General features: G+C 65.3%; 28 protein-coding genes. 16 read left to right on the plus strand and 12 right to left on the minus strand.

Translation table 11 applies throughout. The features are described 5' to 3' along the window. Positions 1-30: 30 nt before the first annotated feature. Positions 31-1,425: a leucyl aminopeptidase family protein gene (locus SSO01S_RS04735; protein ID WP_066795916.1), complete on the plus strand. Its 1,395-nt coding sequence runs from the start codon at positions 31-33 to the stop codon at positions 1,423-1,425. Positions 1,426-1,501: 76 nt separating this feature from the next. Continuing rightward, positions 1,502-1,858: a hypothetical protein gene (locus SSO01S_RS04740; RefSeq protein ID WP_066795919.1), complete on the plus strand. Its 357-nt coding sequence runs from the start codon at positions 1,502-1,504 to the stop codon at positions 1,856-1,858. A 15-nt stretch (positions 1,859-1,873) separates the two neighbouring features. Here SSO01S_RS04740 and SSO01S_RS04745 read toward each other — a convergent pair whose 3' ends face one another. Continuing rightward, entirely contained in the window at positions 1,874-2,320 is a 447-nt protein-coding gene (locus tag SSO01S_RS04745) for a GFA family protein (RefSeq protein WP_245646583.1), read from the minus strand. On the opposite strand from SSO01S_RS04745, the gene SSO01S_RS04750 reads away from it, so the two are divergent. Continuing rightward, a complete protein-coding gene (locus SSO01S_RS04750; RefSeq protein WP_245646584.1) occupies positions 2,319-3,686 on the plus strand; it encodes an MFS transporter in 1,368 nt (455 codons plus the stop codon). The two genes, SSO01S_RS04745 and SSO01S_RS04750, sit on opposite strands and share 2 nt — an antisense overlap. On the opposite strand, the gene tpiA is transcribed toward SSO01S_RS04750, so the two are convergent. Beyond that, complete coding sequence (tpiA, locus tag SSO01S_RS04755; protein ID WP_157073638.1) at positions 3,655-4,401, minus strand: triose-phosphate isomerase; 747 nt, start codon at positions 4,399-4,401, stop codon at positions 3,655-3,657. The two genes, SSO01S_RS04750 and tpiA, sit on opposite strands and share 32 nt — an antisense overlap. 117 nt (positions 4,402-4,518) lie before the next feature. Here tpiA and SSO01S_RS04760 point away from each other — a divergent pair, with 117 nt between their 5' ends. Further along, positions 4,519-6,453, plus strand: coding sequence for a peptidylprolyl isomerase (locus SSO01S_RS04760; protein WP_066795932.1), 1,935 nt, complete (start codon positions 4,519-4,521; stop codon positions 6,451-6,453). Positions 6,454-6,516: 63 nt separating this feature from the next. Continuing rightward, on the plus strand, positions 6,517-8,013 hold the full coding sequence (trpE, locus tag SSO01S_RS04765; protein ID WP_066795935.1) for an anthranilate synthase component I: 1,497 nt from the start codon (positions 6,517-6,519) through the stop codon (positions 8,011-8,013). A 51-nt stretch (positions 8,014-8,064) separates the two neighbouring features. Here trpE and SSO01S_RS04770 read toward each other — a convergent pair whose 3' ends face one another. Further along, a complete protein-coding gene (locus SSO01S_RS04770) occupies positions 8,065-8,475 on the minus strand; it encodes a hypothetical protein (RefSeq protein ID WP_066795938.1) in 411 nt (136 codons plus the stop codon). A 122-nt stretch (positions 8,476-8,597) separates the two neighbouring features. On the opposite strand from SSO01S_RS04770, the gene SSO01S_RS04775 reads away from it, so the two are divergent. Both SSO01S_RS04775 and SSO01S_RS04780 read left to right on the plus strand, forming a co-directional pair. Further along, entirely contained in the window at positions 8,598-9,353 is a 756-nt protein-coding gene (locus tag SSO01S_RS04775; protein WP_066795941.1) for a phosphodiester glycosidase family protein, read from the plus strand. A 9-nt stretch (positions 9,354-9,362) separates the two neighbouring features. After that, the gene (locus SSO01S_RS04780) at positions 9,363-9,947 is read left to right on the plus strand and encodes an anthranilate synthase component II (RefSeq protein ID WP_066795943.1); all 585 of its coding nucleotides are present in this window, start codon (positions 9,363-9,365) and stop codon (positions 9,945-9,947) included. A gap of 2 nt (positions 9,948-9,949) precedes the next feature. Here the strand turns inward: SSO01S_RS04780 and SSO01S_RS04785 are convergent, their stop codons facing one another. The 7 genes from SSO01S_RS04785 to SSO01S_RS04815 all read right to left on the minus strand — a co-directional run bounded on the left by SSO01S_RS04785 (position 9,950) and on the right by SSO01S_RS04815 (position 14,702). Continuing rightward, positions 9,950-10,288 (minus strand): hypothetical protein, encoded by a 339-nt coding sequence (locus tag SSO01S_RS04785; protein WP_066795946.1) that lies wholly within the window; start codon positions 10,286-10,288, stop codon positions 9,950-9,952. A gap of 156 nt (positions 10,289-10,444) precedes the next feature. Continuing rightward, on the minus strand, positions 10,445-10,825 hold the full coding sequence (locus tag SSO01S_RS04790) for a hypothetical protein (RefSeq protein WP_066795949.1): 381 nt from the start codon (positions 10,823-10,825) through the stop codon (positions 10,445-10,447). An 82-nt stretch (positions 10,826-10,907) separates the two neighbouring features. Beyond that, positions 10,908-11,459, minus strand: coding sequence for a GbsR/MarR family transcriptional regulator (locus tag SSO01S_RS04795; RefSeq protein WP_066795952.1), 552 nt, complete (start codon positions 11,457-11,459; stop codon positions 10,908-10,910). Positions 11,460-11,552: 93 nt separating this feature from the next. Beyond that, positions 11,553-12,941: a serine hydrolase domain-containing protein gene (locus SSO01S_RS04800; RefSeq protein WP_066795955.1), complete on the minus strand. Its 1,389-nt coding sequence runs from the start codon at positions 12,939-12,941 to the stop codon at positions 11,553-11,555. Further along, positions 12,919-13,374, minus strand: a complete 456-nt coding sequence (locus SSO01S_RS04805; RefSeq protein WP_066795962.1) for a hypothetical protein — start codon at positions 13,372-13,374, stop codon at positions 12,919-12,921. The genes SSO01S_RS04800 and SSO01S_RS04805 overlap by 23 nt, the downstream gene beginning before the upstream one ends. Continuing rightward, the gene (locus SSO01S_RS04810; RefSeq protein WP_157073639.1) at positions 13,371-14,102 is read right to left on the minus strand and encodes a hypothetical protein; all 732 of its coding nucleotides are present in this window, start codon (positions 14,100-14,102) and stop codon (positions 13,371-13,373) included. The genes SSO01S_RS04805 and SSO01S_RS04810 overlap by 4 nt, the downstream gene beginning before the upstream one ends. Before the next feature lie 27 nt (positions 14,103-14,129). Further along, on the minus strand, positions 14,130-14,702 hold the full coding sequence (locus SSO01S_RS04815) for a hypothetical protein (protein ID WP_066795968.1): 573 nt from the start codon (positions 14,700-14,702) through the stop codon (positions 14,130-14,132). A gap of 165 nt (positions 14,703-14,867) precedes the next feature. Here SSO01S_RS04815 and SSO01S_RS04820 point away from each other — a divergent pair, with 165 nt between their 5' ends. The 4 genes from SSO01S_RS04820 (at position 14,868) to moaC (ending at position 17,701) form a co-directional block, all read left to right on the plus strand. After that, entirely contained in the window at positions 14,868-15,269 is a 402-nt protein-coding gene (locus SSO01S_RS04820; protein ID WP_157073640.1) for a hypothetical protein, read from the plus strand. A 45-nt stretch (positions 15,270-15,314) separates the two neighbouring features. Continuing rightward, complete coding sequence (gene trpD, locus SSO01S_RS04825) at positions 15,315-16,307, plus strand: anthranilate phosphoribosyltransferase (RefSeq protein ID WP_066795973.1); 993 nt, start codon at positions 15,315-15,317, stop codon at positions 16,305-16,307. After that, positions 16,307-17,092 carry an indole-3-glycerol phosphate synthase TrpC gene (gene trpC, locus SSO01S_RS04830; RefSeq protein WP_066795976.1) on the plus strand — a complete coding sequence of 262 codons (786 nt, stop codon included), beginning with the start codon at positions 16,307-16,309 and terminating at the stop codon, positions 17,090-17,092. Before trpD ends, trpC begins: the two co-directional genes overlap by 1 nt. Positions 17,093-17,233: 141 nt before the next feature. Next, positions 17,234-17,701, plus strand: coding sequence for a cyclic pyranopterin monophosphate synthase MoaC (gene moaC / locus SSO01S_RS04835; RefSeq protein WP_066795979.1), 468 nt, complete (start codon positions 17,234-17,236; stop codon positions 17,699-17,701). Here the strand turns inward: moaC and SSO01S_RS04840 are convergent. Beyond that, on the minus strand, positions 17,698-18,249 hold the full coding sequence (locus SSO01S_RS04840; RefSeq protein WP_066795982.1) for a DNA-3-methyladenine glycosylase I: 552 nt from the start codon (positions 18,247-18,249) through the stop codon (positions 17,698-17,700). The genes moaC and SSO01S_RS04840 overlap by 4 nt on opposite strands. Positions 18,250-18,290: 41 nt before the next feature. Between SSO01S_RS04840 and SSO01S_RS04845 the strand changes: the two genes are divergently transcribed. Together SSO01S_RS04845 and SSO01S_RS04850 are read left to right on the plus strand one after the other, a co-directional pair. After that, positions 18,291-18,941, plus strand: a complete 651-nt coding sequence (locus SSO01S_RS04845) for a glutathione S-transferase family protein (protein ID WP_066795985.1) — start codon at positions 18,291-18,293, stop codon at positions 18,939-18,941. 73 nt (positions 18,942-19,014) lie between these two features. Next, positions 19,015-19,959, plus strand: coding sequence for a PilZ domain-containing protein (locus SSO01S_RS04850; protein WP_066795987.1), 945 nt, complete (start codon positions 19,015-19,017; stop codon positions 19,957-19,959). 12 nt (positions 19,960-19,971) lie between these two features. On the opposite strand, the gene SSO01S_RS04855 is transcribed toward SSO01S_RS04850, so the two are convergent. Beyond that, the gene (locus SSO01S_RS04855) at positions 19,972-22,302 is read right to left on the minus strand and encodes a glycoside hydrolase family 31 protein (RefSeq protein WP_245646585.1); all 2,331 of its coding nucleotides are present in this window, start codon (positions 22,300-22,302) and stop codon (positions 19,972-19,974) included. A gap of 108 nt (positions 22,303-22,410) precedes the next feature. Here SSO01S_RS04855 and SSO01S_RS04860 point away from each other — a divergent pair, with 108 nt between their 5' ends. From SSO01S_RS04860 to lexA, 3 genes are all read left to right on the plus strand, one after another. Continuing rightward, complete coding sequence (locus SSO01S_RS04860) at positions 22,411-22,728, plus strand: hypothetical protein (protein WP_066796001.1); 318 nt, start codon at positions 22,411-22,413, stop codon at positions 22,726-22,728. Between the two features lie 170 nt (positions 22,729-22,898). Continuing rightward, positions 22,899-24,083, plus strand: coding sequence for a molybdopterin molybdotransferase MoeA (locus SSO01S_RS04865; protein WP_083942845.1), 1,185 nt, complete (start codon positions 22,899-22,901; stop codon positions 24,081-24,083). Positions 24,084-24,140: 57 nt separating this feature from the next. Continuing rightward, positions 24,141-24,821, plus strand: a complete 681-nt coding sequence (gene lexA / locus SSO01S_RS04870; protein WP_066796005.1) for a transcriptional repressor LexA — start codon at positions 24,141-24,143, stop codon at positions 24,819-24,821. Positions 24,822-24,863 lie beyond the last annotated feature (42 nt).

Raw genomic sequence — 24,863 nt, forward strand, 5'->3', positions numbered from 1 at the left:
CTTCGCGCTCCGGCTCCCTAGATCGTCCCTATGCCTGATCCCGCAACGCTGATTCAGCCCGACAAGGGCCAAGCCGCCCGCTCCATCCATCTCATCGACGCCAAGGGGTTTGACGCCTGGCTTGCCGCGCAGCCGCCGCGCCACCGCACCGCGGCCATGGCGCAGAAGCTCGCCCCCAAGGGCTATTCGAGCGCGATCCTGCCCGGCGACGGCCCGGAGGACTGGTCGGTGGTCAGCGTGGTCGCCAATGCCGAAAAGCTCTCGCCCTGGTGCCTCGCCAAGCTCGCCGAGACGCTGCCCGAGGGCATTTACCGCGTCGAGGGCCAGGATCCGGGCAAGGCCGCCTATGGCTGGATCACCGCGCAATATGTCTATGACCGCTACAAGAAGAAGCCCGAAAAGCCGGTCGGCGACCGCGTCCTGCTGAGCAGCGACCCTGTCAAGATGGAGGAAGCGGTGCGCATGGCCGCCGTCGCCTTCAAGCTTCGCGACCGGATCAATACCGGTGCGAACGACATGGGCCCGGCTGATCTTGAGGCCGCCGCCGCCGATCTGGCCAAGGCCTATGGAGGCACGCTCAGCGTGGCGAAGGGTGCCGAGGTCGAGAAGAGCTATGGCCTGCTCCACGCCGTCGGCAAGGCCGCCGGCAAAGGCCGCGAGCCGCGGCTGATCGAGATCGAATGGGGCAATCCCGAGCATCCGCGCATCGCCATCATCGGCAAGGGCGTGTGCTTCGACAGCGGCGGGCTCGACATCAAGCCGGCCAGCGGCATGCGGCTGATGAAGAAGGACATGGGCGGCGCGGCGCACGCGCTCGCGCTGGCCGAACTCGTCATGCAGAATCGCCTGCCGGTCCGGCTTCACATGCTCGTTCCCGCGGTCGAAAATTCGATCAACGGCGAGGCCAGCCGCCCCGGCGACGTGATGATCTCGCGCAAGGGCATCACCGTCGAGCAGAGCAACACCGATGCCGAAGGCCGGCTGATCCTGGCCGACGCGCTGACCAAGGCCGAGGAAGGCAAGCCCGAGCTGGTCTTCGACTTTGCCACGCTTACCGGCGCTGCCCGCGTCGCGCTGGGCGCCGATCTCCAGGCGTTGTTCGCGAACAACGATACGCTCGCCGCCGATTTGATCGCAGCAGCGGAGACCGAGGCCGATCCGATGTGGCGGATGCCGCTCTACGATCCGTACAAGGAACTGCTGAAGTCCGACGTCGCCGACATGGTCAACGCGGCCGAGGGCGCGTTCGGCGGCGCGATCACGGCGGCGCTGTTCCTCAAGGAATTCGCTCCCGAGGGCGCGGAGTGGGCGCATTTCGACATCTTCTGCTGGAACGGCAGCGCCAAGCCCGGCCGCCCCAAGGGCGCCGAAGCGGTTAGCCTTCGGGCGACGTGGAAGGTGCTGAAGGACAGGTACGGGAGATAGCCGCCAAGACCTGCATTTGTCGGCAGGTAATTAAGATGTTACGCTTGGGTTTCGACTACCTTGCAGGGGGACTGCCATGCGCATGCATCTCATCTTTGCCTCGCTTATCACGGTCTCATCTCCCGCAGTTACCGCCAGTGCGCCCGCGGGGCCCGGCCCGCGTCCGCTGCAGCAGGGCGCCGCCCAGTGTCAGGCCCATTTCAATGCCAACAAGGGTGCGATCGAGGCGCTGGCGGCGGCGGGTGACGGCGCAGGCATCAAGGCGATCATGGCCCGCGGGGGGTGCGCCACGGGCTTGGTGAAACTGCCGGCACGGCCCGCGGGCAAGGCGGCGACGTTCAAGATCGAATGCAAGACCTTCCAGCTCCGCCCTGAGGTCAAGATCGACTGCACGATCAGCTGGCTAACGGCGCCTAAGACGCCGACGCGTTGAGAAATCGTCGCGGCGTCACTCCCAACGCTCGATATCGCCGTTGATCTCGAGCCACGGGCACTTCCGCCCTTCATAGACCGAGATCCACGGATAGGGCGTGAAGTCCGGATCGGCGAACGCGCCGAGCGGCACTGCGACCACCCCCGGCATCGAATCGAGCGTGTACCAGGCCGTCGCGCCGCAGGTCGGGCAGAAATGGAAGGTCGCGACCCCGCCTTCGTCGCCCGTGAGCTGCCATTGGCGCGTCTCGCCGGACCGAATCACCTGCGCATCGGGCCATCGCGCCTGCACAGCGAAGGCGCTGCCGCTGCGCCGCTTGCAATTGAGCCAATGGCATACCGAAACACGCACCGGCTCGCCCTCGCACGTCAGCTTCACCGCGCCGCACCCGCATTGCGCTGTCCGCATCCTAATCTCCGCCGGCTGGATCGTTTCACCGCCAGACATGTTACGATGGTGCATGGCCGCCGCCCATCCCCGCCTGACGCTCACGGCGTGCATCCTCGCCTCCAGCCTCGCGTTCATCGATGGCTCGGTCACCAATGTCGCGCTGCCCGCCATCGGCGCGGACCTCGGTGCCACGCCGGCCGAGCTGCAATGGACGATCAACGCGTACCTGCTTCCCCTCTCGGCGCTGTTGCTGATCGGAGGCGCGGCAGGGGATCATTTCGGCCGAAAGAGGCTGCTGATCGGCGGCATCGCGCTGTTCACCGCCGCCAGCCTCGCCTGCGCGGTGGCGTCGGACCTTACGCTGCTGCTGATCGCCCGTGCGGTGCAGGGTGTCGGCGCGGCGGTACTGCTGCCAAACAGTCTCGCGACGCTGGGGCATAGCTTCGCGGGCGAGGAACGCGGCAAGGCGATCGGCACCTGGGCCGCCGCGAGTGCGATTGCGGGCGCAATCGGCCCGCCGCTGGGCGGCTGGCTGGTCGATACGATCGGCTGGCGATCGATCTTCTATGTGAACCTGCCGCTTGCCGCAGCCGCGATCCTGATCGCCGCCCTCCATGTCGAGGAAAGCGCCGAGGGAGTGCTTCCGCTCGACCTGCCCGGCGCGTTCGCCGCGACGCTAGCCCTCGGTGCCACCGCCTGGGGGCTCACGCTCTGGTCCAGCCACCATGCGCCGAGCGTTCCGGCGCTGCTCGGCATCGCGGCGGGCCTGCTGTTCACCGGCGTGTTCCTGTGGATCGAGCGACATCGCGGCGCCCGGGCGATGATGCCGGTCGCGATGTTCGGCAGCAGCGCCTTTGCCGGGCTAACCGTGCTCACCTTCCTGCTCTATGGCGCATTGGGGGGCGTGCTGCTGCTATTGCCCTATGTGCTGATCCAGGCAGGCGGCTATTCGGCGCTCCAGGCGGGGTTCGCGCTCCTACCCATGCCGCTCGGCATGGCGCTCGCCTCGCGCTTCACCGGCAAGTTCACTGCGAAAGCAGGGGCACGCCTGCCCCTCACCTTCGGCTCGCTGATTGTCGCAGCCGGGTTCGCCGGGCTGTTGCTCGTCGGCGCGGAAGCCGATTACTGGACCAGCGTGTTTCCCGGCATGATCCTGATCGCGATCGGGATGGCGCTGGTCGCCGCGCCGCTTACGACTGCGGTGCTCGCCTCGGTGGACGAAAGCCATTCGGGCACCGCGTCAGGGTTCAACAGCGCCATCGCGCGCACCGGCGGGCTGATCGCCACCGCAATAGGCGGCGCGGTGATCGCCTCCGCGGGCGCGGCGCTCATCGCTGCCTTCCATATCGGTGCGGTCGTCGGTGCCGCTCTTGCCGCCGTCTCGGGGGCAACGGCATGGCTCACGCTCAGCGGGACAGCGAAGCCGCCGCCTCGATGATCGGCACGAACTTCTCGGCGGTCAGGCTCGCTCCGCCGACCAGCGCGCCGTCCACGTCCTCGCAGCCCAGCAGCGCGACTGCGTTCGAGCCATTGACCGACCCGCCATAGAGGATCTGCACCCGCTCGGCCTCGTCTCCGATCAATTCGCGCAGCTTCGCCCGGATCGCGCCATGCATCGCCGCGACATCGGCCTCGGTCGGCGTGCGGCCGGTGCCGATCGCCCATACCGGCTCATAGGCCAGCGCCAGCCAGTCCGCCGAAGCCCCGTCGGGGAGCGATGCGGCGACCTGCCCGGTCACCACCTGCTCGGCGAGTCCGGCGTCTCGTTCTTCCAGCGTCTCGCCGATGCACAGGATCACGCGCAGCCCGGCCTTTTGCGCCGCTTCGGCCTTGGCCTTTACCTGCGCATCGGTCTCATGCTGATCCGCGCGACGTTCGGAATGGCCGACGATAGTGAGCAAGGCGCCCGCCTCCACCAGCATCGCCGCGGAGATGCAGCCGGTATGCGCGCCCTTGTCGGACTGATGCACGTCCTGTGCGCCGATCGGCAGCGCACCCGCCGCATCCGCTGCGCCAGCGATCAGCGTGAACGGCACGCACAGCGCCGCATCCACTTCCGCGGGCACCGCGGCGGCAATCGCGCGCACTTCGCCCAGATCGGCCTTCAGCCCGTGCATCTTCCAGTTTCCGGCAACCAGCTTGCGGCGCATCACGCTCTCCCTAAATTCGTGTCCGGCACCCGATAACGGCCATTGCGCGCGGCACAAGCTTGAAGGCCGCGCAACAGCGCCCTAAAGCTCGCCAAAGATTTCTCCAGCGAACGGCCCCCGATGCTCAGATCCTTCCGGAATTTCACCAAGTCGCGTTTTGGCCTGATCGCGGTCTTCGTATTTCTCGCCATCATCGCGCTCGCCTTCGCGGCCGGTGACATTACCGGCCTGCAGACCAACACCGGCGCAAGCAATGCTTCCTTGGCACAGGTCGGCCGCTCCAGCGTCACCGAATCCGAAGTACGCGACCGGATCGATCGCTTCCTGCGCAACGCACAGCGTGAAGGGCAGAACGTCACCATGGAGCGCTTCCTGGCGGAAGGTGGGATGGAGATGGTGCTGGATGAAATCATCAATTCCGCCGCGATCGTGGAGTTCGCCAATAAGTCGGGGATGCAGGTCAGCAAGCGGCTGATCGATGGCGAGATCGCCAGCAACCCCAGCTTTATCGGCTTCGACGGCAAGTTCAGCCAGAAGACCTATGAGGACATTCTGGCGCAGAATCGCCTGTCGCCCGCGATCTTCCGCGATGGCATGACCAAGGACAAATACGGCACCTGGCTGATCAACCGCGCCGCGCTCGGCAACCCCACCATGCCCGATGGCGTGCTGCTGCCCTATGCTTCGCTGCTGCTTGAGCGTCGCAAGGGCATTGTCGGCCTGGTCTCCACCATCGCGATGGATCCCGGCGCCGATCCGGATGAGAAGACCCTCACGGCCTTTTACGCTGCGAACCGCAATCGCTATCTGGTGCCGGAACAGCGCGTGATCCGATACGCGATCCTCCGCCCTGAGACGCTGAAGGAGCAGTCGACCGCGACCGAGGCCGAGATTGCCGAGGAATATAAGAAGGACGCCGCGAAGTACGCCGCGACCGAGAAGCGCTCGGTCGATGTCGTCACCACGCTCGATCAGGCGACCGCGACGAGCATCGCGAACGCCGCCAAATCGGGCGCGCTGGATGCCGCCGCGCGCGCCGCTGGGCTGGAAGCCCGCAAGTTCGTCGCCGCAGACAAGGCCACGCTGACGAGCAACATGTCTGCAGCCTTCGCCGAAGCGGCCTTCGCCGCGCAGCAGGGCCAGCTTTCGGGGCCTGCCAAGGTCGGCGCGGCATGGCTCGTCTTCCGGGTGAACAAGGTCGAAAAGATCGCCGCGCGCTCGCTCGATCAGGTTCGCGCCGAGATCGCCAGCGAAGTCACCAGCCGCAAGATGGCCCAGTCCTTCGCCGATCTCCGCCAGGCAATCGAGGATGGCGTAGGCGCGGGCAAGACCTTCGACGAATCCGTCAAGGACGCAAAGCTCAGCGCTGAGCGCACGGGCCAGCTCACCGCCCAGGGTATCGACCCGGCCAATCCGGAATCGAAGCCCGATCCGGCGCTCGCCCCGATCGTCCGCGCAGGCTTCGCCTTCCAGGCTGTTGGCGACGAACCGCAGCTTGTGCCGATTTCGCAGGACGGTGCTGCGGCCCTGATCTCGCTCGAAAAGATCGTTCCCGCCGCGCCCAAGCCGCTCGCCGCCATCCGCGATCAGGTGAACAAGGATTATCTGGTCGATCAGGCTCTGAAAAAGGCGCGCGCCGCCGCGACCAGCGTCATCGCAAAGCTCGAAAAGGGCGTGCCGATGGAAAAGGCGCTGGCAGAGGCCGGTGTGCAAAAAGGTCCGCCGCCCAAGCCGTTCGATTTCAAGCGCTCGGAAACGCAGGGCAAAGAGAACTTCATCCAGATGGCTTTCTCCATGGCGCCCAAAAAGGCCAAGCTGGTCGAAGCGCCGAACCGCGCCGGTTACTATGTCGTCTATCTTGACTCGGTTGAGGAGCACAGTGCAGCTGGCGATCCCGCGACCATGGCGCAGGCTAAGGCCGGCATCGTGCCGCAGGTCGCTCCTGAATATGCGCGCCAGTTCATCCGTGCGATCCGCGAATCGGTGAAGATCAAGCGCAACGAGGCCGCGATCAAGAAGCTGCGCGACGATCTGAACCGCACGAGCGCGCGCTGAAGCTGAGGTGTCCGGAAGGCCGTATCATGATGCCGCGCATCTTCTCGGCACCGGCGCGATAGCATGACCGGCGCCATCCAGGGGCTGGAGGCGGCCCGCGCGGCGCTCGCCGCTGGCCGCCCCGCATTGCTCTGGCGTAGCCAGATCGCGGATACCGAAACGCCGGTCGCCGCAGCGCTCAAGCTGATCGAGCCGGGCCGCGGCGATTTCCTGCTCGAATCGGTCGAGGGTGGATCGGTCCGCGGGCGTCACAGCTTTATCGGCCTTGCGCCCGATCTCGTCTTCCGCGCGACCGGCAACGAAGCTGCCGTCAACGCCGATTGGCTGCACGATCGCAGCGCCTTCCGGCCCTGCGCCCAGCCTGCGCTCGAAGCGCTTCGCGCGCTCGTCGGCGATTGCCGCATGGACATGCCGCCGGAGCTGCCGCGCGCGCTGGCCTGCCTGGTCGGCTATTTTAGCTATGAGACGGTGGGTCTTGTCGAGCGGCTGGACCGTCCGCCCGAAAACCCGGTCGGCGTACCGGACATGATGTTCGTGCGCCCCACCGTGATCCTGATCTTCGATCGGCTGGCCGATACGCTATTCCTTGTCGCGCCGGTCTGGCCCGGCGGCGACGTGGACGCTGCCGCCGAGCGGATCGACGCCGTCTCCGCGCGGCTCGCCACCGTCACGCTGCCCGCTCCGGTTCGCGCCGAGCCCGAAGCGATCGCGCTCAAGCCTGTGCTGGGTCCCGGGGTATATGGCGGCATGGTCGCGGCGGCGAAGGAATATATCTCGGCGGGCGATATCTTTCAGGTCGTCCTCGCCCAACGTTTCACCACACCGTTCAAGCTTCCACCGTTCGAGCTCTATCGTTCGCTGCGCCGGGTAAACCCCTCGCCCTTCCTCTATCATCTCGATCTGCCCGGCTTCGCGCTCACCGGTTCGAGCCCGGAGATTCTGGTCCGCGCCCGCGATGGCGAGATCACGATCCGGCCGATCGCCGGCACCCGCCCGCGCGGCAAGACCGCCGCGGAGGACGCCGAAAACCGCGACAGCCTGCTCGCCGATCCGAAGGAACGCGCCGAGCATCTGATGCTGCTCGATCTGGGCCGCAACGATGTCGGCCGCGCGGCAGAAGCGGGCAGCGTCCGCGTGACAGACAGTTACACTGTCGAGTTCTACAGCCACGTTATGCACATCGTCTCGAACGTGGTCGGCAAGCTCAAGCCCGGCAGCGATGCGATCGACGCACTCTTCGCAGGCTTCCCGGCGGGCACCGTCAGCGGCGCGCCCAAGGTACGGGCATGCGAGATCATCGCCGAGCTCGAGCCGGAAACGCGCGGGCCCTATGCTGGCGGCGTCGGCTATTTCTCCCCCGATGGTTCGATGGATTCGTGCATCGTCCTGCGCACCGCGCTGGTGAAGGACGGCGTCATGCACGTTCAGGCAGGCGCCGGAATCGTCGCGGACAGCGACCCTGCCTACGAACAGCGCGAATGCGAGGCCAAGGCAGGAGCCCTGTTCGCCGCCGCCCGCGAAGCCGTAGCACGCGCATCCGAAGCCGGCTTCGGGCAGTAAACTCTAAGAAACCCTCCCCCGGAGGGGAGGCATGAACATGAAACTAGACCATCAATTCCCGCCTCCCGGGATCCGCGCGTTCTTCACCTTGGCGTTCAGCCGCTCCTGATACCATTGCTTGATCATCTGGCGGGTGCACCCCGTCTGGCCGCCTGTACCCACCGGTGAGCAGCTGTTCGGCAGCCCGGCGCGGTTCACTTCCTCGACCGTCTCAACGCGGTTTGTCCATGGCTGGGCAGCCGCGCTTTCGTCGGGCTGGTCGCGCAGGGACTTGGGAATCCGATAGGGCGAGTCGCCGGCATTGGCGCACACCACGATTTCGTCGTCATTCGCCGGCTTGGGGCATTCCTCTTGCCCATAGAGCAGGATGCTGCGCACGCGCTTGGGCGGATCTTGCGGCGTATCCTGCGCGTATGCGGGGGTGGCCAACAGCGCAGCGACGGCAACAAGCTTGGCTAGCATCGGATTTCCTTCGAACCTGGAGGTGAAACGCCCTCTGAGCAGGGATCGTTGCGCGTTCATCATGGCAAGCCGATGGCAGGCTTCGTCTTGTTTGCGGCTGGCGCATAGCTAAGTCGAGCGCGATGCCCCCGCTCCGCCGCCTTGCCTCGCTAACTGCCTTGCTCGCGCTCGCCGCCTGCGGTCGCGGCAATGGCGTGGCGGAAGCATGCCAGGACATCGTTTTCGAAGGATCGCGGTTCACCGCCTGCCGCGCCGCGACGGAGACCCATGATCTCACGCTCGTCAATCGCGGCGCGGATGGCACGCCGATGCGCGACTTCGCCGGTCTCCAGTCCCGCCTGGGCGAGCGCTACCCCAAGCTCGCCTTCGCAATGAACGCAGGCATGTTCGATGCGAAGGGCGCGGCGATCGGCTATTATGTCGAGGATGGCGCCGCGCAGACCCCGCTCAACCGCAGGCCCGGGCCCGGCAATTTCCACATGCTGCCCAACGGCGTGTTCTGGGGCGATGCCGCCGGCTGGCATGTCGACACGACCGACAATTTCGTCGCGCGAAAGCCCGATCATGTGCGCTTCGCCACCCAGAGCGGTCCGATGCTGCTCATCGGCGGAAAACTCCACCCCCAGATCAGCGAGGACGGCGTCTCGCTCCAGATCCGCAACGGCGTGGGCGTCTCGCTCGATGGCTCGGCCTGGTTCGCGATCAGCAACGAACCCGTCTCGTTCGGCCGCTTCGCTCGCCTGTTCCGCGACAAGCTCGCCGCCCCCGACGCGCTCTATTTCGACGGTGCCGTCTCGCGGCTGTTCGATCCGGTCGGCGGGCGTCGCGACAACGGAGCGCCCATCGGGCCGATTGTCGTGGCGCTCCAGAAAAGGTAGCGGCACCGCATGATCCTCGTCCTCGACAATTATGACAGCTTCACCTGGAACCTCGTCCATTATCTGATGGAACTGGGCGCGGACGTTCAGGTGGTCCGCAACGACGCGCTCACCGCGCGCGACGCGATCGCCACCAATGCGCAGGCTTTCCTGATCTCGCCCGGTCCCTGCACCCCTAACGAGGCCGGGATCAGCCTCGATCTGGTCGCCGCCTGCGCCGAACTCGGCAAGCCGCTGCTCGGCGTCTGCCTCGGCCACCAGTCGATCGGCCAGCATTTCGGCGGCAAGGTGGTGCGCGGCGGGCTGATGCACGGCAAGACCAGCCCGATCGAACATGACGGCACCGGCCTTTTCGCCGGCCTCCCCTCGCCCTTCACCGCCACGCGCTATCACTCGCTGATCGTCACCGACATCCCTGAGGAGCTGGTGGTAAACGCCACCGCCAGCGACGGCAGCGTCATGGGCTTCCGCCACCGCGAGCTGCCGATACACAGCGTTCAGTTCCACCCGGAAAGCATCGCCACCGAACATGGCCACGCAATGCTGGCGAACTTCCTCAAAATCGCGGGGATCGAGGCAAAGGCGCTGGCCTGAGGTCAGTCGCCTGCGCTGCACCGCCAGCCGCAGAACACCGAGGTCGCAACCAGCGCAAAGCCAATCGGACCGCTGGCATCGAGGATCTGCATCGCCGCGCCACCCAGCATTGCACCGGCCAGCGCCCATGCGGTCCGCGTCCGCGCCGGTGCGAAAGCGGCGCCCAGCGCCCATGCGGTCCGCGTCCGCGCCGGTGCGAAAGCGGCGCCCAGCGCCCGCATTGCCACCGTGCCGATGATATTGATCGGAGTAGCAACGACGGCGCCGATGATCAGCGCTGGGATGCTGGCCACGAGCAGCACCCACACCGATTGCGGATCGATGACGATCGGCGCGGGCAACCGAAGATAAAGCGCAGCAAGCGCTGCGGTCAGCAGGAACAGCGGTCCGGACGTGACCGAAGCAACTGCGTCCCTCGCCAGATTTCACGGCTTGCCTGCATCGCTTATCCTCCGGGTTAAGGGAGGCGCGACCGCACATCGCGGCCGCGCGCTCTTTCAGGCGAGATGCGCCTCGCGCGTTTGCTGGTCGCCCAGCCAGCCATTCACCTTGCGGCCGAAATGCGCGATCGCACCCATGTTGAAGAAGTGCATCCCGCCCAGCACCACGACCGCAAGTCCAACCTTGCTGCTGAGAAAGCGGATCGCTTCGGGAAGGGTGTGCGGCTCGTCGCCCAGGCTCAGCGTCAGCGTGATGAAGCCGATATTGACCAGATAGAAGCCGACGACGAGCAGATGGTTGGTCGATTTGGCGAGCCGTTCGTCATGGCCGAAGCACTCGATCAGAAACACCTCGCCATTCCGGGCCAGCGTGCGTGCCACCCAGATCGTGATCGCCAGCGTGATCACCAGATACAGCGCATATGCAGTCTCTACCATTTTTCCATCCTTCCGTAATTTCTGTAGCTTCTGAAATTCTCGGTCGCGCTTCTGCTCCCTTGGTTTCTCCCTTAGCCCGCGTTCAGTTGTCGGTGGTTTTCTTGCCCGGCCCGACGAAGCGGGCGACCTTGCCGCCAAGCTTCATCAGCGTGACCAGCGTGGACTTGGGCAGCCCGCGCACCTGATCATACCAGTTGGTCAGCGTCCCGATGAACTCGTGCATCCGGGTGATCCGCTCGCGGACATGCGCGGGGGCAGTCCCATCCTTTTCCATCTGCTCGGCCAACTCGGCCAGCAGCTTGATCGTCGGGTCGATCTCACGCCGTTTGCGCTCGGCGGAGATGCGCATCAGCATCTCCCACAGATCGGTCTCGGCGACGAAGTGATCGCGGCGATCGCCCTCGACATGGACCCGCCGGACGATGCCATAGCCTTGCAATTCCTTGAGCGCGGTCGAGACGTTCGAGCGCGCCAACGAGAGCTGCTCTACGATATCGTCTGCCGGCAACGGGCGGTCGCTCAGATAGAGCAGCCCATGCACCTGCGCGACCGAGCGATTGACTCCCCATTGCGTGCCCATCTCCCCCCAATGCAGGATGAAGGCCTTTGCGGCGGGAAGATCGATCAAGGACATCGGCTATTTCTGTAAATTCAGAAATTACTGATGTCAAGCTACCCGCGATGTCGTTGCGAATGCCGCCCCGGCCGGATTCGCCCTACGCGCCCGTCAGCGGGCCATGAAGATGCGGCCGTCGTCGCTCCAGCCGATCAACAGGGTCAACTCCACGTCCTTTGCGGTGACCCGATACCGCGCCATTTCGCCGCCAGGCACCTTGTAGCGCTCAAGCAGACCAATCGCCGACACCCCGACCAGCCTCGGCCCCGGTTTGCGCTTGCGCGCGGCGTCGCCCGCCAGCAGCTCAGGCGCAACGATGCGATCGCTCGAATCGCCCCCGAAAAATGCGAGCAGCCGCTGCTCGCGGTCCTTGGCGTCTGGCCGCGCGGCCAGGCCCAGATAGGTCATGCCGGGCGCATAGGCCTCGATAGTCTGCTCCAGCAGCGGGGCGATCCGGCCTTTCGGTTCCGAATTCATCGTAACCACCGCAAACAGCCGCGCCGCTGGATAGCGCAGCACGTAGGTAATGAACCCCGGCACACCGCCCGAATGACTGTGGACCGGCTTGCCGCGCACCTGATCGACGAACCAGCCATAGCCATAGCCCGCCGATCGGCCCGATCGCAGCACGTCGGGGCGGTACATCGCCGCCATGCTCGCCGCCTCCGCCAGCCGATTCCCCGTCACCGCGCGCTCCCACGGTGCCCAGTCGCGCGCAGAAAATAGCAGGCCCCCATCGGCCGAGCCGGAAACTCCGCTTTCCATTCGCAGCGCATGGGCGGATTTGCCGCTGGTGAGCTGATAGGGTTCGGCCCGCCCGGCGATCGGTGATCCCGCGGCATCAACCCGGGCAAGCGGCAACCCCGCAGGCTCGAAGAGCTTTTGCCGCACATACTCGCCATAAGAGAGCCCGCTAGCCGCCTCCAGCGCATAGCCAAGCAGCAAATAGCCGCTGTTCGAATAGGACCATGCCTCGCCAGGTGCGAAGTCGGGCTTGGTAACCGACTTTAGCAGCGTCTCGCGGGTAAACGGCCGGTCCCAGTCGAACCCCTGCTCATAGTCCGGAACGCCGCCGGTATGGCACAGCAGATTGTGGATCGGGATCGCCGCAAGCCAGTCTGGCAGGCCGCTGACCACGCGGCCCACGGGCTGGTCGATCGCCAGTCTCCCTGCCTGCGCCAGCTGGACAATGCCGATTGCGGTCACATGCTTGCCGACCGAGCCGGTGTGGAAGAGTGTCTCCTCGGAAACCGGGATGTTGAACGGGATCGAGGCGCGGCCATGGCTGTAGCTGCCCGCCACCTCGCCGTCGCGCAGCAGCGTTAGCCCCGCACCCACCACCTGCGCCTTGTCGAACGCGGCGGCAAAAGTCGCTTCGAGCGCAGTCGGAAAGCGCGGTGCTGGTGCTTGGCTCGTACCTAGCGCGCGCCCGGGCAGCCCCGCGCCCAGCGCAGCCAGCAGCGACCCCGCAATCAATTCACGCCTGCTCCCGTCGAACATGCCATCTCCCCCTCAAGCGCCGCAACAAGCCGAATGCGCTGGCCTTATAAGCCCGCTGCTTGCGTTGCCATTCTTCGCGATAGGCAGCGCGCCGCGCATCGAACCAGGCGTCGGACGACGCCTTGATATTGGCGACCGCTACATTCCCTGCATTGCGGATCGCATCGCCGAACGCACCCGGATAGTAGGGCCGAGTTGCCGGGTTCGCGAGTTCCCGAACGCGCTTGGCCATCGCGATCGTTTGCGCGCGCGCCTTTTCCTGCCACGCGTCGCGAACACTGCCAGCCAGATTGGCGGCAAGCCCCATTTTGATAGCAGTGGCCAGATCCTCAGCGGAGAAACTGCCGGGGCAATGTTGGGCATGTACCGAAATTTCCGCGATGCTGCGGTTCATCGGCGCACCGTAGATACAAAGCTTGCCTGCTTTGATCATCTGGTCGCGAAAGGCGATATAGTTGGCCAGCTCCTTCGCTTTGCGATCTGCGATTCCTTGTGGACTGCCGCCACCCGCGCGGCGGTACGCGCGTCTCTCTCGGCCACATAATTCGCGCGGGCGGTAACAGGATCGTTCGCCGGCGCTCCCAACGTCGAATGCCGCGCCTCCACCGGGACCACCCATTTCCCGGTCCGCACGTCCACCGCCGCGATCAGCCCGCTTGTCCGATCGCGCGAAAGGCCACGATAGCGTGGATCGCTGTCCCTCGCCTTCACCAGCACGTCGCGCAATGGTCCGTAATGCAGGCTCCAGCTCCATCCACCCGGTTCGGGATAGACCATCCCCCACCATTCCGAGAGCCAGTCCCAATTCTTGTCCGGAAGCGCCGCCTTTGCGGTGTTGCGAAACGAAACGGCCACCGGGAAAACGCCGATCGCTCCCTCCGGCAGCGGCATGAACTCGCCCGACGGAGAAATCGGAAACCACATCGGTCCATATTCCGGGTTCGTAGGATCGCGATCCAGGCTCGGCCCCTTGGCCATCATGTCTGGATAGGAGGTGCGGCAGGTGTCGGTTTTGTATTCTTGGATCCTCGGTTGGCAGAATCCGATATAGTTGAGCGTCCCGGTGACCGGCACGCCTGCCAGATTGTATATCCGCGCACCTTCGCCATAATTGACCGCGATCAGGTCCCCCAACCGTCGCACCGGCTCGTTGTAGGGCACGCCGCGAAAGATCGATGGCTCACTCGATCAATGAAAATACGCCACGTCGCGCACGCCATTCTGCACTGGTCCATAGACCAGCACGCCCTGCGTTCCGTCGGGATTGCTCAATATCTCGGTGCAAGGGCCGCGCGCGTCCGTCGGATGCACGCTCATCGGCTGGATCGGCAGCGCCCGTTCCTTGCCGCCCTCATATATAGCCCAGCTCTTGTCGAGCCGCTGGACGATCGCAACAGTTGGGGAGATCGCATACATGTTGCGATATCCCTCGGGCACGATCGTCTTGCCCGCAGCGTTGCGCATGCCAAGCAGCCACCAGCGATATTGGTAATCCGGGCGCGGCCGGCAATCCATGCTCTTGATAGTCACCGTCATCGGCTCGGCGCCGTTGGGCCCTGCGACATAGTTGGCGCGGGATTTATACGGGTTCGTCCAGCCCTTGTCGGGCTTCCAGCCGTTGCACTTTTCGGACTTCAGCGCCGCCAGGCTCGCCGGAAACTGCTCGTCGCCTCGCTCCGCGTCGCGTTGCGCGATGGCGGGTGTGGCGAACCCCGCGCCGGCAGGCCAGCCAGGCAAAAGATCAGCTTCTTCATCGAGCATCCCCCTCGCAAGAGGGATATCGTGCAACTGACAGGAATCAATCTGCATTCCTGCAAACTTGCGTTCGCGCGAAGGCAGCCCCTTTCGTTACTCTGGCGCAAAGGGATAGAAACCACGATATTTCTATCTCAATTTGGCCCGGTTCTCCGGGAGACACATCAGGGAATGGGCATGGTCGAACCTTCAGGCATGACCTCGACTGTGCTGCTGCATTGTGAAGCCCAGACATTCGACGGGCGCACAGTGACGCGAAGCGCTCCGGTGGCATCGCCCGGTGAAGGCGACTTCGATATCGCGCTCACCTGGGATAATCTGCCGACCGACGGCCTTATCCAATTGATCGTACCGGGTCCTGACGTCCAATCGAGTGTGAACATGCCGCTCTCGGCCATTTCCACACCAACCAGGCAATTGAAGTGGCGCTTGAACTGGCCGTTGAATTTCAAGAGCGAGATTATCGTCAATTATGCGATAGGCCCGACGATGCCCCCGACCGGCGCTCGTTTCGAAGCAACGCTTCTCACCCCGGAAACATTGACCGACAACATAGCCTTTCCGAAGGGATAACAGGAAAGGCTCGACTCCGTCGGGGCGGCCCGGAATAGAGGCGCGGTGACTGTCTTCAACCTCCTCCCCGATCCCGTCTCGCCCCTCGCGCGCGAAACCGCCGCAAAGGCGTTCGCCGATATGCTCGACGGCACCGCACCCGAGGCCGAGATCGAGGCTTTCCTGATCGCACTCTCGGAACGCGGCGAGACCAGCATCGAGATCGCCGAAGCCGCGCGTGCGCTGCGCCAACGGGTGATTTCGATTTCCGCCCCGGTGGGCGCTATCGATGTATGTGGCACCGGGGGCGACGGCCATCATACGCTCAACGTCTCCACTGCGGTCAGCCTCGTGGTGGCCGCGGCTGGCGTGCCGGTCGCCAAGCATGGCAATCGTGCCGCCTCCAGCAAAGCAGGCGCAGCCGATACGCTGGAGGCGCTGGGGTTAAACCTCGATCGCGCGGCGGCATCGGCAGAGGACACCCTCGGCGATCTCGGCATCGCATTCCTCTTCGCGCAAAAGCACCATCCCGCGCTCGCCCGCATCGCGCCTATCCGCCGCCGGATCAGCCGCCGCACGATCTTCAACCTGATGGGCCCGCTAGCCAATCCGGCACATGTCACGCGCCAGCTCATCGGCATCGCTCGTGCCGATTACGCGCCCGTCTATGCCGATGCCCTCGAACAGCTCGGCACCGAATCCGCTGCGGTGATTTCGGGCGAGGATAATCTCGACGAGCTTTCGACCGAAGTGCCCAGCATTGCGGTCAATGTTGGCAGTGCATCCCTGCCGACCCGCATTGCGCCCGAGGATGCCGGCCTCCCGCGACACCCCCTCAGCGCGATCCGGGGCGGCGATCCCGCCAAAAATGCAGCTGCGCTGCGCAAGCTGCTTCAGGGGGAGCACGGCCCATATCGCGATGCCGTCCTGCTCAATGCCGCCGCTGCGCTGATGATTGCGGGGCACGCCGCCGATCTTCGCGAAGGAGTGGAGGAAGCCGCCGAAGCCCTGGATAAGGGCCTTGCCAACGCATTGCTTGATTGCTGGATCGCCTACTGATGACCACTATTCTCGATCAGATCCTCGAGCGGAAGCGCGTCGAGGTTGCGGACCGCAAGCGCGCCATAAGCCTCGCCGATCTTTCCGCGCGCGCGCTCGGGCAGACCCCGCCACGCGGATTTCGCCGCGCGCTCGATGCCAAGTCGTCCACTGGCTATGGCCTCATCGCGGAGATCAAGAAGGCCAGCCCGTCCAAGGGGCTGATCCGCGCCGATTTCGATCCGGTGGCGCATGCCCTCGCCTATGAGGCGGGTGGTGCGGCGTGCCTCTCCGTCCTCACAGATGCGCCGGGGTTTCAGGGGCATGAGGACTACCTCATCGCCGCGCGCGCAGCCGTTTCGCTCCCCGTGCTGCGTAAGGATTTCACCGTCGACCCGTGGCAGGCGATCGAAGCCCGCAGCATCGGCGCGGACGCGATCCTGATTATCGTCGCGGCTTTGGAAGACAGCCAGATGGCGGAGATCGAGGAAGCCGCAATTGGCCTCGGCATGGACGTTCTCGTTGAAGTCCACGGCGCGGAAGAGCTCGAACGCGCGCTCAAGCTGCGCTCGCGGCTGATCGGCGTGAACAATCGCAACCTCAAGGACTTCTCGGTCTCGTTCGATCGCACCTATGAACTGGTCGGAAGCGCCCCCGCCGATTGCACCTTCGTCGCCGAAAGTGGGCTTTCCACCCGGGCCGATCTAGATGCGATGGCCGCGCACGGCGTGCGCAACTTCCTCATCGGCGAGGCTCTGATGCGCCAGCCCGACATCGAAGCCGCAACGCGGGAGTTGGTGGGATGACAAGAGACACGCACTTCTTCTCCCTCTCCCCTTCAGGGGAGAGGGTTGGGGAGAGGGGCAGTGGTCGCTCCCACCTCCTCCCCCTCTCCCTTCCGCCGATTTCATCGGCTCCCTCCCTCTCCCCGCAAGCGGAGAGAGGGAATGGCTGATCTCACGCACCTCGACGAAACCGGAGCCGCGCGCATGGTGGACGTCGCGGGCAAGGCCGTTACCCGCCGCGAAGCAGTCGCCACCGGGCGCATCACCATGTCCGCCGAGGCCGCCGCCGCCATCCGAGCGGGCAGCGTCAAGAAAGGCGACGTCCTCGCAACCGCGCGCATCGCCGGAATCTTGGCCGCGAAGAAAACCGCCGATCTGATCCCACTGTGCCACCCGCTCCCGCTCACCCGCGTGGCGATCGAACTCGTCCCGGATGATGGCGGCGTGACCGTCACCGCCACCGCTGCCACCGAAGCGCAGACCGGCGTCGAGATGGAGGCCCTCACCGCAACCACCGTCGCGCTGCTCACGCTCTATGACATGGTCAAGGCGCTCGATAAGACGATGGTGATCGGCGAAGTCGGGCTGCTCTCCAAGACCGGCGGCAAATCCGGTGACTGGGCGCGCTAGACCGCGGCGCGCCGGAAGCAGTCCGGAGCATGGTCGTTGACCATCCCCACCGCCTGCATGAACGCATAGACGATCACTGGCCCCACGAACTTGAAGCCGCGCGCCTTGAGCGCCTTCGACATCGCCTCGGAAACCGGGGTCTGCGCGGGCACGTGCACCCCATCATTCACCTGCGTCTCGCCGCCAACCAACGCCCAGAGCCAGTCCGAGAAATCCTCGCCAGCTTCCATCATCGCGCAATAGATTCGCGCTGCGCCGATCGTCGCCTCGATCTTCGCCCGCGCGCGGATTATGCCCGGGTCTCCCATCAGCCGCTCCACATCGACCGGCCCGAATGCCGCCACCTTCGCGGGGTCGAACCCGGCAAACGCCTCGCGAAAGCCCTCCCGCCGGTGGAGGATCGTCCGCCACGAAAGCCCGGCCTGGAACCCCTCCAGCATCAGCATTTCCCAGAGCGTGCGCGAGTCGCGGAGCGGTACGCCCCATTCGTGATCGTGATATGCCTCCATCACCGGATCGCCCTCAGCCCAACGGCACCGCTCGGTCATATTGCCTTCCCCCTGCTCGAAAGTGGCGTAGAGTGCCTTGCATGACCTTGCAGCTCTTCGCCCATCCCTTCTCTTCTTACTGCAGGAAGGCGCTGATCGCACTCCATGAGAATGCCACGCCTTTCGTGTTCCGGATGCTTGATCCTGAGCACCCCGAAAATGACGCGGAGTGGAGCGCGCGCTGGCCGCTTCGGAAGATGCCGATCCTGGTGGACGGCGAAAAGACGATCGTGGAGGTCAGCACGATCATCGAATATCTTCAGATTCACCATCCCGGCCCCGTCCACCTCATCCCCGAGGATGCGCTGGAAGCGCGCATGCTCGATCGCATTTTCGACAATTACGTGATGACGCCGATGCAGCAGGTGGTCGGCAACGCGCTCCGCCCGGAGGACGCGAAGGACCCCTATGGCGTCGGGCAGTCGATGCAGATGCTAGATAAGGTCTATGCCTGGCTGGAGGCCCGGCTGCAGGGGCGGAAATGGGCGGCAGGAGATGCCTTCACCATCGCCGATTGCGCCGCCGCGCCTTCACTATTCTATGCCGATTGGGTCAGGCCAATTCCGGATGGCATGTCTGCTCTCAAATCCTATCGTGCCCGTCTTCTCGCCCGGCCCAGCGTTTCGCGCGCAGTAGAGGAAGCCCGCCCCTTTCGTAGGTTCTTTCCCTTAGGGGCACCGGACCGTGATTAACCCAGTCGTTTAACGCCGTCTTATCTCCGCGCGCACAGAGTCCCATGCCAAGCCGGGTGGGGAAAACAGGGCTATGCGACAAGGGCTTGCGTCCTCTACGATCGTCAGTCTCGCGTCGGATTTTCCGGCGGCGGAACCGCTTGCGCCCAGCCCCGGCAATCTCGACGCCGCAACGCTGAACGCAGAAGGTGTTTCGCTGCCCTGCTCGATCCGCAAGCTAAACGCCGCCGGCGCCACACTCCATCATGATTGCGACCTGGCCGAGGGCACCGCCCTGTCGCTCACCCTCGCCAGCGGCCAGGGTATCCCCGGCACGATCGCCTGGACCGCTGGCGAAGCTGCCGGCTTCGTCTTCGATGCACCGATCGACGTGGTAAGCACGGTGGCGCGCACGCTGGCCAGCCTGTCGGCCGAGCGCCGCCAGATGCCACGCATCGAGCTCCATCAGACGGTGAGCCTATGTCATCAGGGCGCTCTGGAATTCACCCGCAGCCGCAATCTCTCGCAGGGCGGCGCCGCAATCGAGAGCCGCCGCCTGCTGCTTCCCGGCGATCCCATATTGATCAGCTTCGATGGCCTGCGCCCGATCCAGGGCACGATCAAATGGGCGCAGGAAGGTCTCGCCGGGATCGCCTTTGACGAATCCCTGCCCTGGCAAGTGCTGATGCCCTGGCTGCGGCAGGTCCAGCAGGCGCACGCGCGTCCGGCTCGCTCCAATGCGTTCCCGCCGCCCGGCCTGATCCCCGACCCGCATGCCATCCTGCTAGACGCGCCCGCCCGCGTCCGTGAAGGCGTGCGCTGGTGGAACGTGCAGCTTCGCGGTCTCACTTCGCAACTGGTCGAGTTCGAAACCCGCGCACCGCTCGCGCTCGGCACGCCCTTGTGGATCGCGCTTCCGCAGGTCGGCGGCGCGCCCGCGTCGGTGATCGAGCGCGATCATCATCGCTATCTGTGCGAGTTTCGCCTGCCTCTCCGGCCAAGCGACCTCAGCCTGATCACCGGCGGTGGCGGCGCCTAGGGTTCGCTCACCCTATTCCCCCACCACCCGCACCAACGGCTGCAGCGCTTGACCGGTCGGCAGCTTGCCCGATGCGCTCAGCGTCCGGCGCGCCTCGTCCCAGCGCAAGGTCGCCTGCATCCCTCCATTCTTGCGATAGGCATTGGTCACGCCATCGTCGTCATAAAGCGTGAAGCTGGCATCGCGCCCCGGGTAGACGCGGATGCTCTCGAGCGGCTGGCGCGTCGCAGTGTTCTGTACGGTTGTGCCCATCGGCACGATCGATCCCGCCCGCACGAACAGGGGAATGCGGTCGATCGGCGCATCCGCCGTGATCCACTGCCCGCCCGCGTGCTTGCGTTCGGTCCAGTAATCATACCAGTCGCTCCCGGCGGGCAGGTAAACCTTGCGGCTCGTCGCCCCCTGCTCGGTTACGGGCGCGACCAGGAATGCGGGGCCGAACATATATTGATCGCCCAGATTGGCGACTTCCGGGTCGCCCGGGAAATCCATCCAGAGCCCGCGCATAAACGGCGCGCCGGTTTCATACGTCCCCCGCCCCAGCGCATAGATATAGGGCATCAGCGTGTAGCGCAGCCGCAGGAACTTCGCGATCACCGGCTCCGCCGCCGCGCCATATTCCCAGATCGCGGTAGCCGGGCGCTGGCCATGGATGCGCAGCGTCGGGGTAAAGGCGTTATAGGCGAACCAGCGCGTGAACAGCTCCGGATAATCGCGATAGCCCGCGCCCATCGCGGTCGCGCCCGTGGGATCGAGCAGCACCGGGCGCTTGGCCTTGGGCCCGTTCGGCCACTGCCATCCGCCCGTATCGCTGCTCCAATAGGCGATGCCGCTCGCGGTCATGTTCAGCCCGGTCGGGACCTGCCGCTTCAGCGCCTCCCAGGTTGGCCGCACATCGGATGACCAGAAGATCGCGCCGTTGCGCTGTGCGCCCAGCCAGGCCGCCCGCGCCAGGATCAGGTTGCGGAAATCCGGCCGGTCGCGCGCCGATCCGTCCGCGATCGCCTGCGTGTGCACCAGCGGATAGATGTTGTGATAGCGATCCCCCGATCCGATCGCGAAGAAATAGCCGTCGGGCACCAGATCGGGCTCGGTTTCATCCTCCCAGATCCAGTCAAAGCCTTCGCTGATGATGTTGTCGCGGATCTTGTCCCAGAACCACATCCGCGCTTCCGGATTGGTGCTGTCGAGCAAGGCTCCCGCACGATCGGAACGCACCGGCAGGCCATCCACGGGCGCACCATCCTTGTGGTGCAGGAAATATCCCTTGGCCGCGAGAAGATCGAAATAGCGCGATTCGCGCTCGAAACGCGGCCACACGCTGATCATCGATCGCATGCCCCGGGCGTGCAGTTCGCGGTTCATCCCCGCCGGATCGGGGAAATAAGTGCGATCGATGTCAATCTGTCCCATTCGCGTCCAATAGAACCAGTCGAGCACCATCACGTCGATCGGATAGCCGCGGCTACGATAGCCATCGGCAATGTCCATCAATTCCTTCTGGCTCTCGTATCGCGCCTTGCTCTGGATCAGCCCGAACGCCGCCTTGGGCGGCAGCGGCGTCTCGCCGGTCAGCCGGGCATAGCCCGCATAAAGGTCGTCGGCATTGTTGCCGGTGATGACGAAGAACGAAACGCGCTCGCCCACCTGCGATTGGAATCCGGTGGCGCCATGCAATCCGGGCGTCACCGTGGTGGCGGACGGGTTGTCCCAGACGATGCCATAGCCCTTGTTGGTGACGAGGAACGGCACGCACACCGCCTCGCCCGCGGGCGCATCATAATTGTGTCGGCAATCGATAACCCGCCCGCGCAGGTCGAGCGGCCCCAGGCTCTCCTGATTCTGCCCCAGCCCGTAATAATGCGTGTCCGGCGTGTCGCCAAAGCGTGCGCCCACGCGGAACGTCTTCTCGCCGTTCACGGTGTGGGGCGTCATTTCCCACCCTTCCATCCGGACGACCTCGCCGCCGCCATTCGCCCGCGCGATCCCGATCGACACCGAAGGGAGCGAAGATACGAAATAGCGCTCCATCAGGCTGGGTGCCTTGGGCCAGGGCTTGGCGTCGATCGTCACGCTCAACGCCGGGGAGGAATAGATATCGGCTCCGTTTTCGCTCCGCTTCGTCCATCCGCGCGCATCCGCCTTGCCGCTGATCTCCGGGCCAACCCCCTTGGCGATCTCTGCCGCGTCCAGCGCGATCGTAACCCGCACGATATTCGGCCCATAGGGCTCGATCGCTACCAGGCTGCCGTGGCGATCGACCGTACCCAAGGTCTGCGCCGCCACCGGCGCGGCTACCAGCACCGCCAATCCCGTAAGGGCCACGCGCACAAAGCGAACCATCAGCCTCTCCCCCATTTTGTCAGGGTTATGGGGCGAAATCTGCCGCGGAGTCGAACCGGTGATGGTCGATGGTGGGACCGGCGCACAAACATCTGCTAGAATTCGCGGATGCTCACTGCCCTGCTCCTCGCCGCCGCTCCCCCGCACTGCGCCGATCCGGCCTTCTGCCCCACGCTCGCCGAGATTCGTTCCGCGATCCAGCGTGACGATGATGAAAAAACCGGAACGCTGATCGACGACCAGAATGCCGTGCGCCACGTCACCGATATCTATTGCGAGCGCCCCGATAACGAGGAGCCCCGCTCGGTCGCCTGCAAGGTCGTCTTCCACTATCGCACAGGCCGCAACTTCGTGATCGTCCGCCTTTCAAAGGGCGAGAAGCATTGGGTGGTCGAGGAGCGTCTGGAAGTTTTTCAGAAGCGCTGATCGCCCACCGGGGCTGGATCCTGATCCTAGCTTGAATCGTCATCTCCGCGAAAGCGGGAACCCCGGGTTTTCCTCCACCACCCTCCGTGGCTCGGGTTCCCGCTTTCGTTAGGATTGCGGTTATGCTCGGCCCCTTTCCCGCGCGCCGCCACTCCCCTATCCCCCACATAATGCCCGCGCTTCTCCCCGTCGCCGAAGCCCAGTCGCGCCTGTTCGCGCTCGCCGCGCCAGTCCCCGTCGAGCAGGTCTCGCTCGCGCATGCCGCAGGCCGCTGGGCCGCCCGGGACATTTCCGCGCTGCGCACCCAGCCCGCCGCCAATCTCTCCGCGATGGATGGCTATGCGATCCGCTTCGCCGATCTGCCCGGCCCATGGGAAGTGATCGGCGAAAGCGCCGCCGGACGCAGCTTTTCCGGCGCGCTGGGCGCGGGCCAGGCGGTTCGCATCTTCACCGGCGCAGCGATGCCCGCGGGGAGCGATACGGTGCTCGTCCAGGAAGAGGCCGCCCGGGATGGCGACCGGCTGCGCCTTGCGGGAGAGGGGCCCACCGCGCGCGGCCGCAACGTCCGCCCGCGTGGTCTCGATTTCACCGAAGGCGAGGTGCTGGTCCGGGCTGGCGAGCGGCTGACTCCCGCCCGGCTCGCGCTGGCGGGTATCGCCGGTCACGCCACGCTCCCGGTTTGCCGCCGCCTCCGCGTCGCTATCGCCGCCACCGGTGACGAACTCGTCGCCCCCGGCACGCCTCTCACCGGGGCGCAATTGCCCGAAACCAACCGGCTGATGCTCGCCGCCCAGCTTGCGGACCTTCCGGTCGAGATCCTCGATCTCGGCATCCTGCCCGATGACCGGGCCGCACTCGAAACCGCCTTCCGTTCGGTCAGCGCGGATATGTTGGTCACCAGCGGCGGCGCATCGGTCGGCGATCACGATCTGGTGCGACCCGCGCTGGAGGCTGCTGGCGGTACGATCGATTTCTGGCGGATCGCGCTCCGGCCGGGGAAGCCGATGATGGCCGGCAGGCTGGGCGGCGCGATCGTGCTCGGTCTGCCGGGCAATCCCGTTTCCGCCTTCGTCACGGCCTTGCTCTTCGTGCGCCCGTTGGCCGCGCATTTGTCCGGCACCATGGATCCACTTCCGTCCGGGCGCATGGTCCCGCTGGGCGAAGCGCTACCCGCGAACGGCGTCCGCGCCGATTATCTGCGCGCGGAGCTGCGCGGCGGACGGGCCTTCGCCTCCACGATTCAGGATAGCTCGATGCTGCGCACGCTCGCTCGCGCGGGCTGCCTGATCGTGCGTGCGCCGCATGCCCCGTCGGCGCAGAGCGGCGAAGCGGTGGAAATCCTTGACCTGTCTTGACAGGCGTGAGGAACATTGCATAAACGTTCCCAGTCTGTTCCAGGCAGGAGAATTCGTATGCTCACGCGCAAGCAGCACGAGCTGATCTGCTTCATTGCTGATCGCCTTAACGAGACGGGCGTATCGCCGTCGTTCGAGGAGATGAAGGAGGCGCTCGATCTCAAGTCGAAGTCGGGTGTGCACCGGCTGATCTCCGCGCTTGAGGAGCGCGAATTCATTCGCCGCCTGCCCAATCGCGCCCGCGCGCTTGAAGTCCTCAAGATGCCCGAGCGCGGTGGCGGCGCGAACGCTGCGGTAAAGGGGCCTGCAGCCGCACCGGCTTCGTCCTCCTCCTCCCCGCTGCCCCAGCCGGCGAACGATGTGATCGAGATTCCGCTGCATGGCCGCATCGCCGCCGGTACGCCGATCGAAGCGCTGGAGGGGGCGTCGATGCTCCCCGTGCCTGCCGCCCTGCTCGGCTCGGGCGAGCATTACGCGCTCGAAGTCGCCGGTGATTCGATGGTCGAGGCGGGTATTCTGGATGGCGATTACGCGCTGATCCGCCGCACCGAGACGGCGCGGGACGGCGAGATCGTCGTCGCGCTGATCGACGATGCGGAGGCGACGCTGAAATATTTCCGCAAGGAAGGCGCGATGATCCGTCTCGATCCGGCGAACCGCGACTATAATCCGCAGCGCTACCGCCCCGATCAGGTCCGCGTCCAGGGCAAGCTCGCCGGACTGCTGCGCCGCTATTGAATTGCAACTTGCCAAAGCCGTCCGGGCGGGGCCCGGCGGCTT

It is taken from the genome of Sphingomonas soli NBRC 100801, from assembly GCF_001591025.1.
Taxonomy (GTDB): domain Bacteria; phylum Pseudomonadota; class Alphaproteobacteria; order Sphingomonadales; family Sphingomonadaceae; genus Sphingomonas; species Sphingomonas soli.

Coding starts and splice junctions, on each gene's coding strand:
- SSO01S_RS04820 (WP_157073640.1), top strand. CDS start 14,868: ATGGGCATGGTCGAACCTTCAGGCATGACCTCGACTGTGCTGCTGCAT.
- SSO01S_RS04845 (WP_066795985.1), top strand. CDS start 18,291: ATGACCTTGCAGCTCTTCGCCCATCCCTTCTCTTCTTACTGCAGGAAG.
- lexA (WP_066796005.1), top strand. CDS start 24,141: ATGCTCACGCGCAAGCAGCACGAGCTGATCTGCTTCATTGCTGATCGC.
- SSO01S_RS04740 (WP_066795919.1), top strand. CDS start 1,502: ATGCGCATGCATCTCATCTTTGCCTCGCTTATCACGGTCTCATCTCCC.
- SSO01S_RS04760 (WP_066795932.1), top strand. CDS start 4,519: ATGCTCAGATCCTTCCGGAATTTCACCAAGTCGCGTTTTGGCCTGATC.
- trpC (WP_066795976.1), top strand. CDS start 16,307: ATGACCACTATTCTCGATCAGATCCTCGAGCGGAAGCGCGTCGAGGTT.
- trpE (WP_066795935.1), top strand. CDS start 6,517: ATGACCGGCGCCATCCAGGGGCTGGAGGCGGCCCGCGCGGCGCTCGCC.
- SSO01S_RS04775 (WP_066795941.1), top strand. CDS start 8,598: ATGCCCCCGCTCCGCCGCCTTGCCTCGCTAACTGCCTTGCTCGCGCTC.
- SSO01S_RS04840 (WP_066795982.1), bottom strand. CDS start 18,249: ATGACCGAGCGGTGCCGTTGGGCTGAGGGCGATCCGGTGATGGAGGCA.
- SSO01S_RS04770 (WP_066795938.1), bottom strand. CDS start 8,475: ATGCTAGCCAAGCTTGTTGCCGTCGCTGCGCTGTTGGCCACCCCCGCA.
- SSO01S_RS04745 (WP_245646583.1), bottom strand. CDS start 2,320: ATGCACCATCGTAACATGTCTGGCGGTGAAACGATCCAGCCGGCGGAG.
- SSO01S_RS04815 (WP_066795968.1), bottom strand. CDS start 14,702: ATGCTCGATGAAGAAGCTGATCTTTTGCCTGGCTGGCCTGCCGGCGCG.
- SSO01S_RS04750 (WP_245646584.1), top strand. CDS start 2,319: ATGGCCGCCGCCCATCCCCGCCTGACGCTCACGGCGTGCATCCTCGCC.
- moaC (WP_066795979.1), top strand. CDS start 17,234: ATGGCTGATCTCACGCACCTCGACGAAACCGGAGCCGCGCGCATGGTG.
- SSO01S_RS04865 (WP_083942845.1), top strand. CDS start 22,899: ATGCCCGCGCTTCTCCCCGTCGCCGAAGCCCAGTCGCGCCTGTTCGCG.
- SSO01S_RS04805 (WP_066795962.1), bottom strand. CDS start 13,374: ATGATCAAAGCAGGCAAGCTTTGTATCTACGGTGCGCCGATGAACCGC.
- SSO01S_RS04860 (WP_066796001.1), top strand. CDS start 22,411: ATGCTCACTGCCCTGCTCCTCGCCGCCGCTCCCCCGCACTGCGCCGAT.
- SSO01S_RS04795 (WP_066795952.1), bottom strand. CDS start 11,459: ATGTCCTTGATCGATCTTCCCGCCGCAAAGGCCTTCATCCTGCATTGG.
- SSO01S_RS04735 (WP_066795916.1), top strand. CDS start 31: ATGCCTGATCCCGCAACGCTGATTCAGCCCGACAAGGGCCAAGCCGCC.
- SSO01S_RS04850 (WP_066795987.1), top strand. CDS start 19,015: ATGCGACAAGGGCTTGCGTCCTCTACGATCGTCAGTCTCGCGTCGGAT.
- SSO01S_RS04800 (WP_066795955.1), bottom strand. CDS start 12,941: ATGTTCGACGGGAGCAGGCGTGAATTGATTGCGGGGTCGCTGCTGGCT.
- SSO01S_RS04855 (WP_245646585.1), bottom strand. CDS start 22,302: ATGGTTCGCTTTGTGCGCGTGGCCCTTACGGGATTGGCGGTGCTGGTA.
- SSO01S_RS04790 (WP_066795949.1), bottom strand. CDS start 10,825: ATGGTAGAGACTGCATATGCGCTGTATCTGGTGATCACGCTGGCGATC.
- SSO01S_RS04780 (WP_066795943.1), top strand. CDS start 9,363: ATGATCCTCGTCCTCGACAATTATGACAGCTTCACCTGGAACCTCGTC.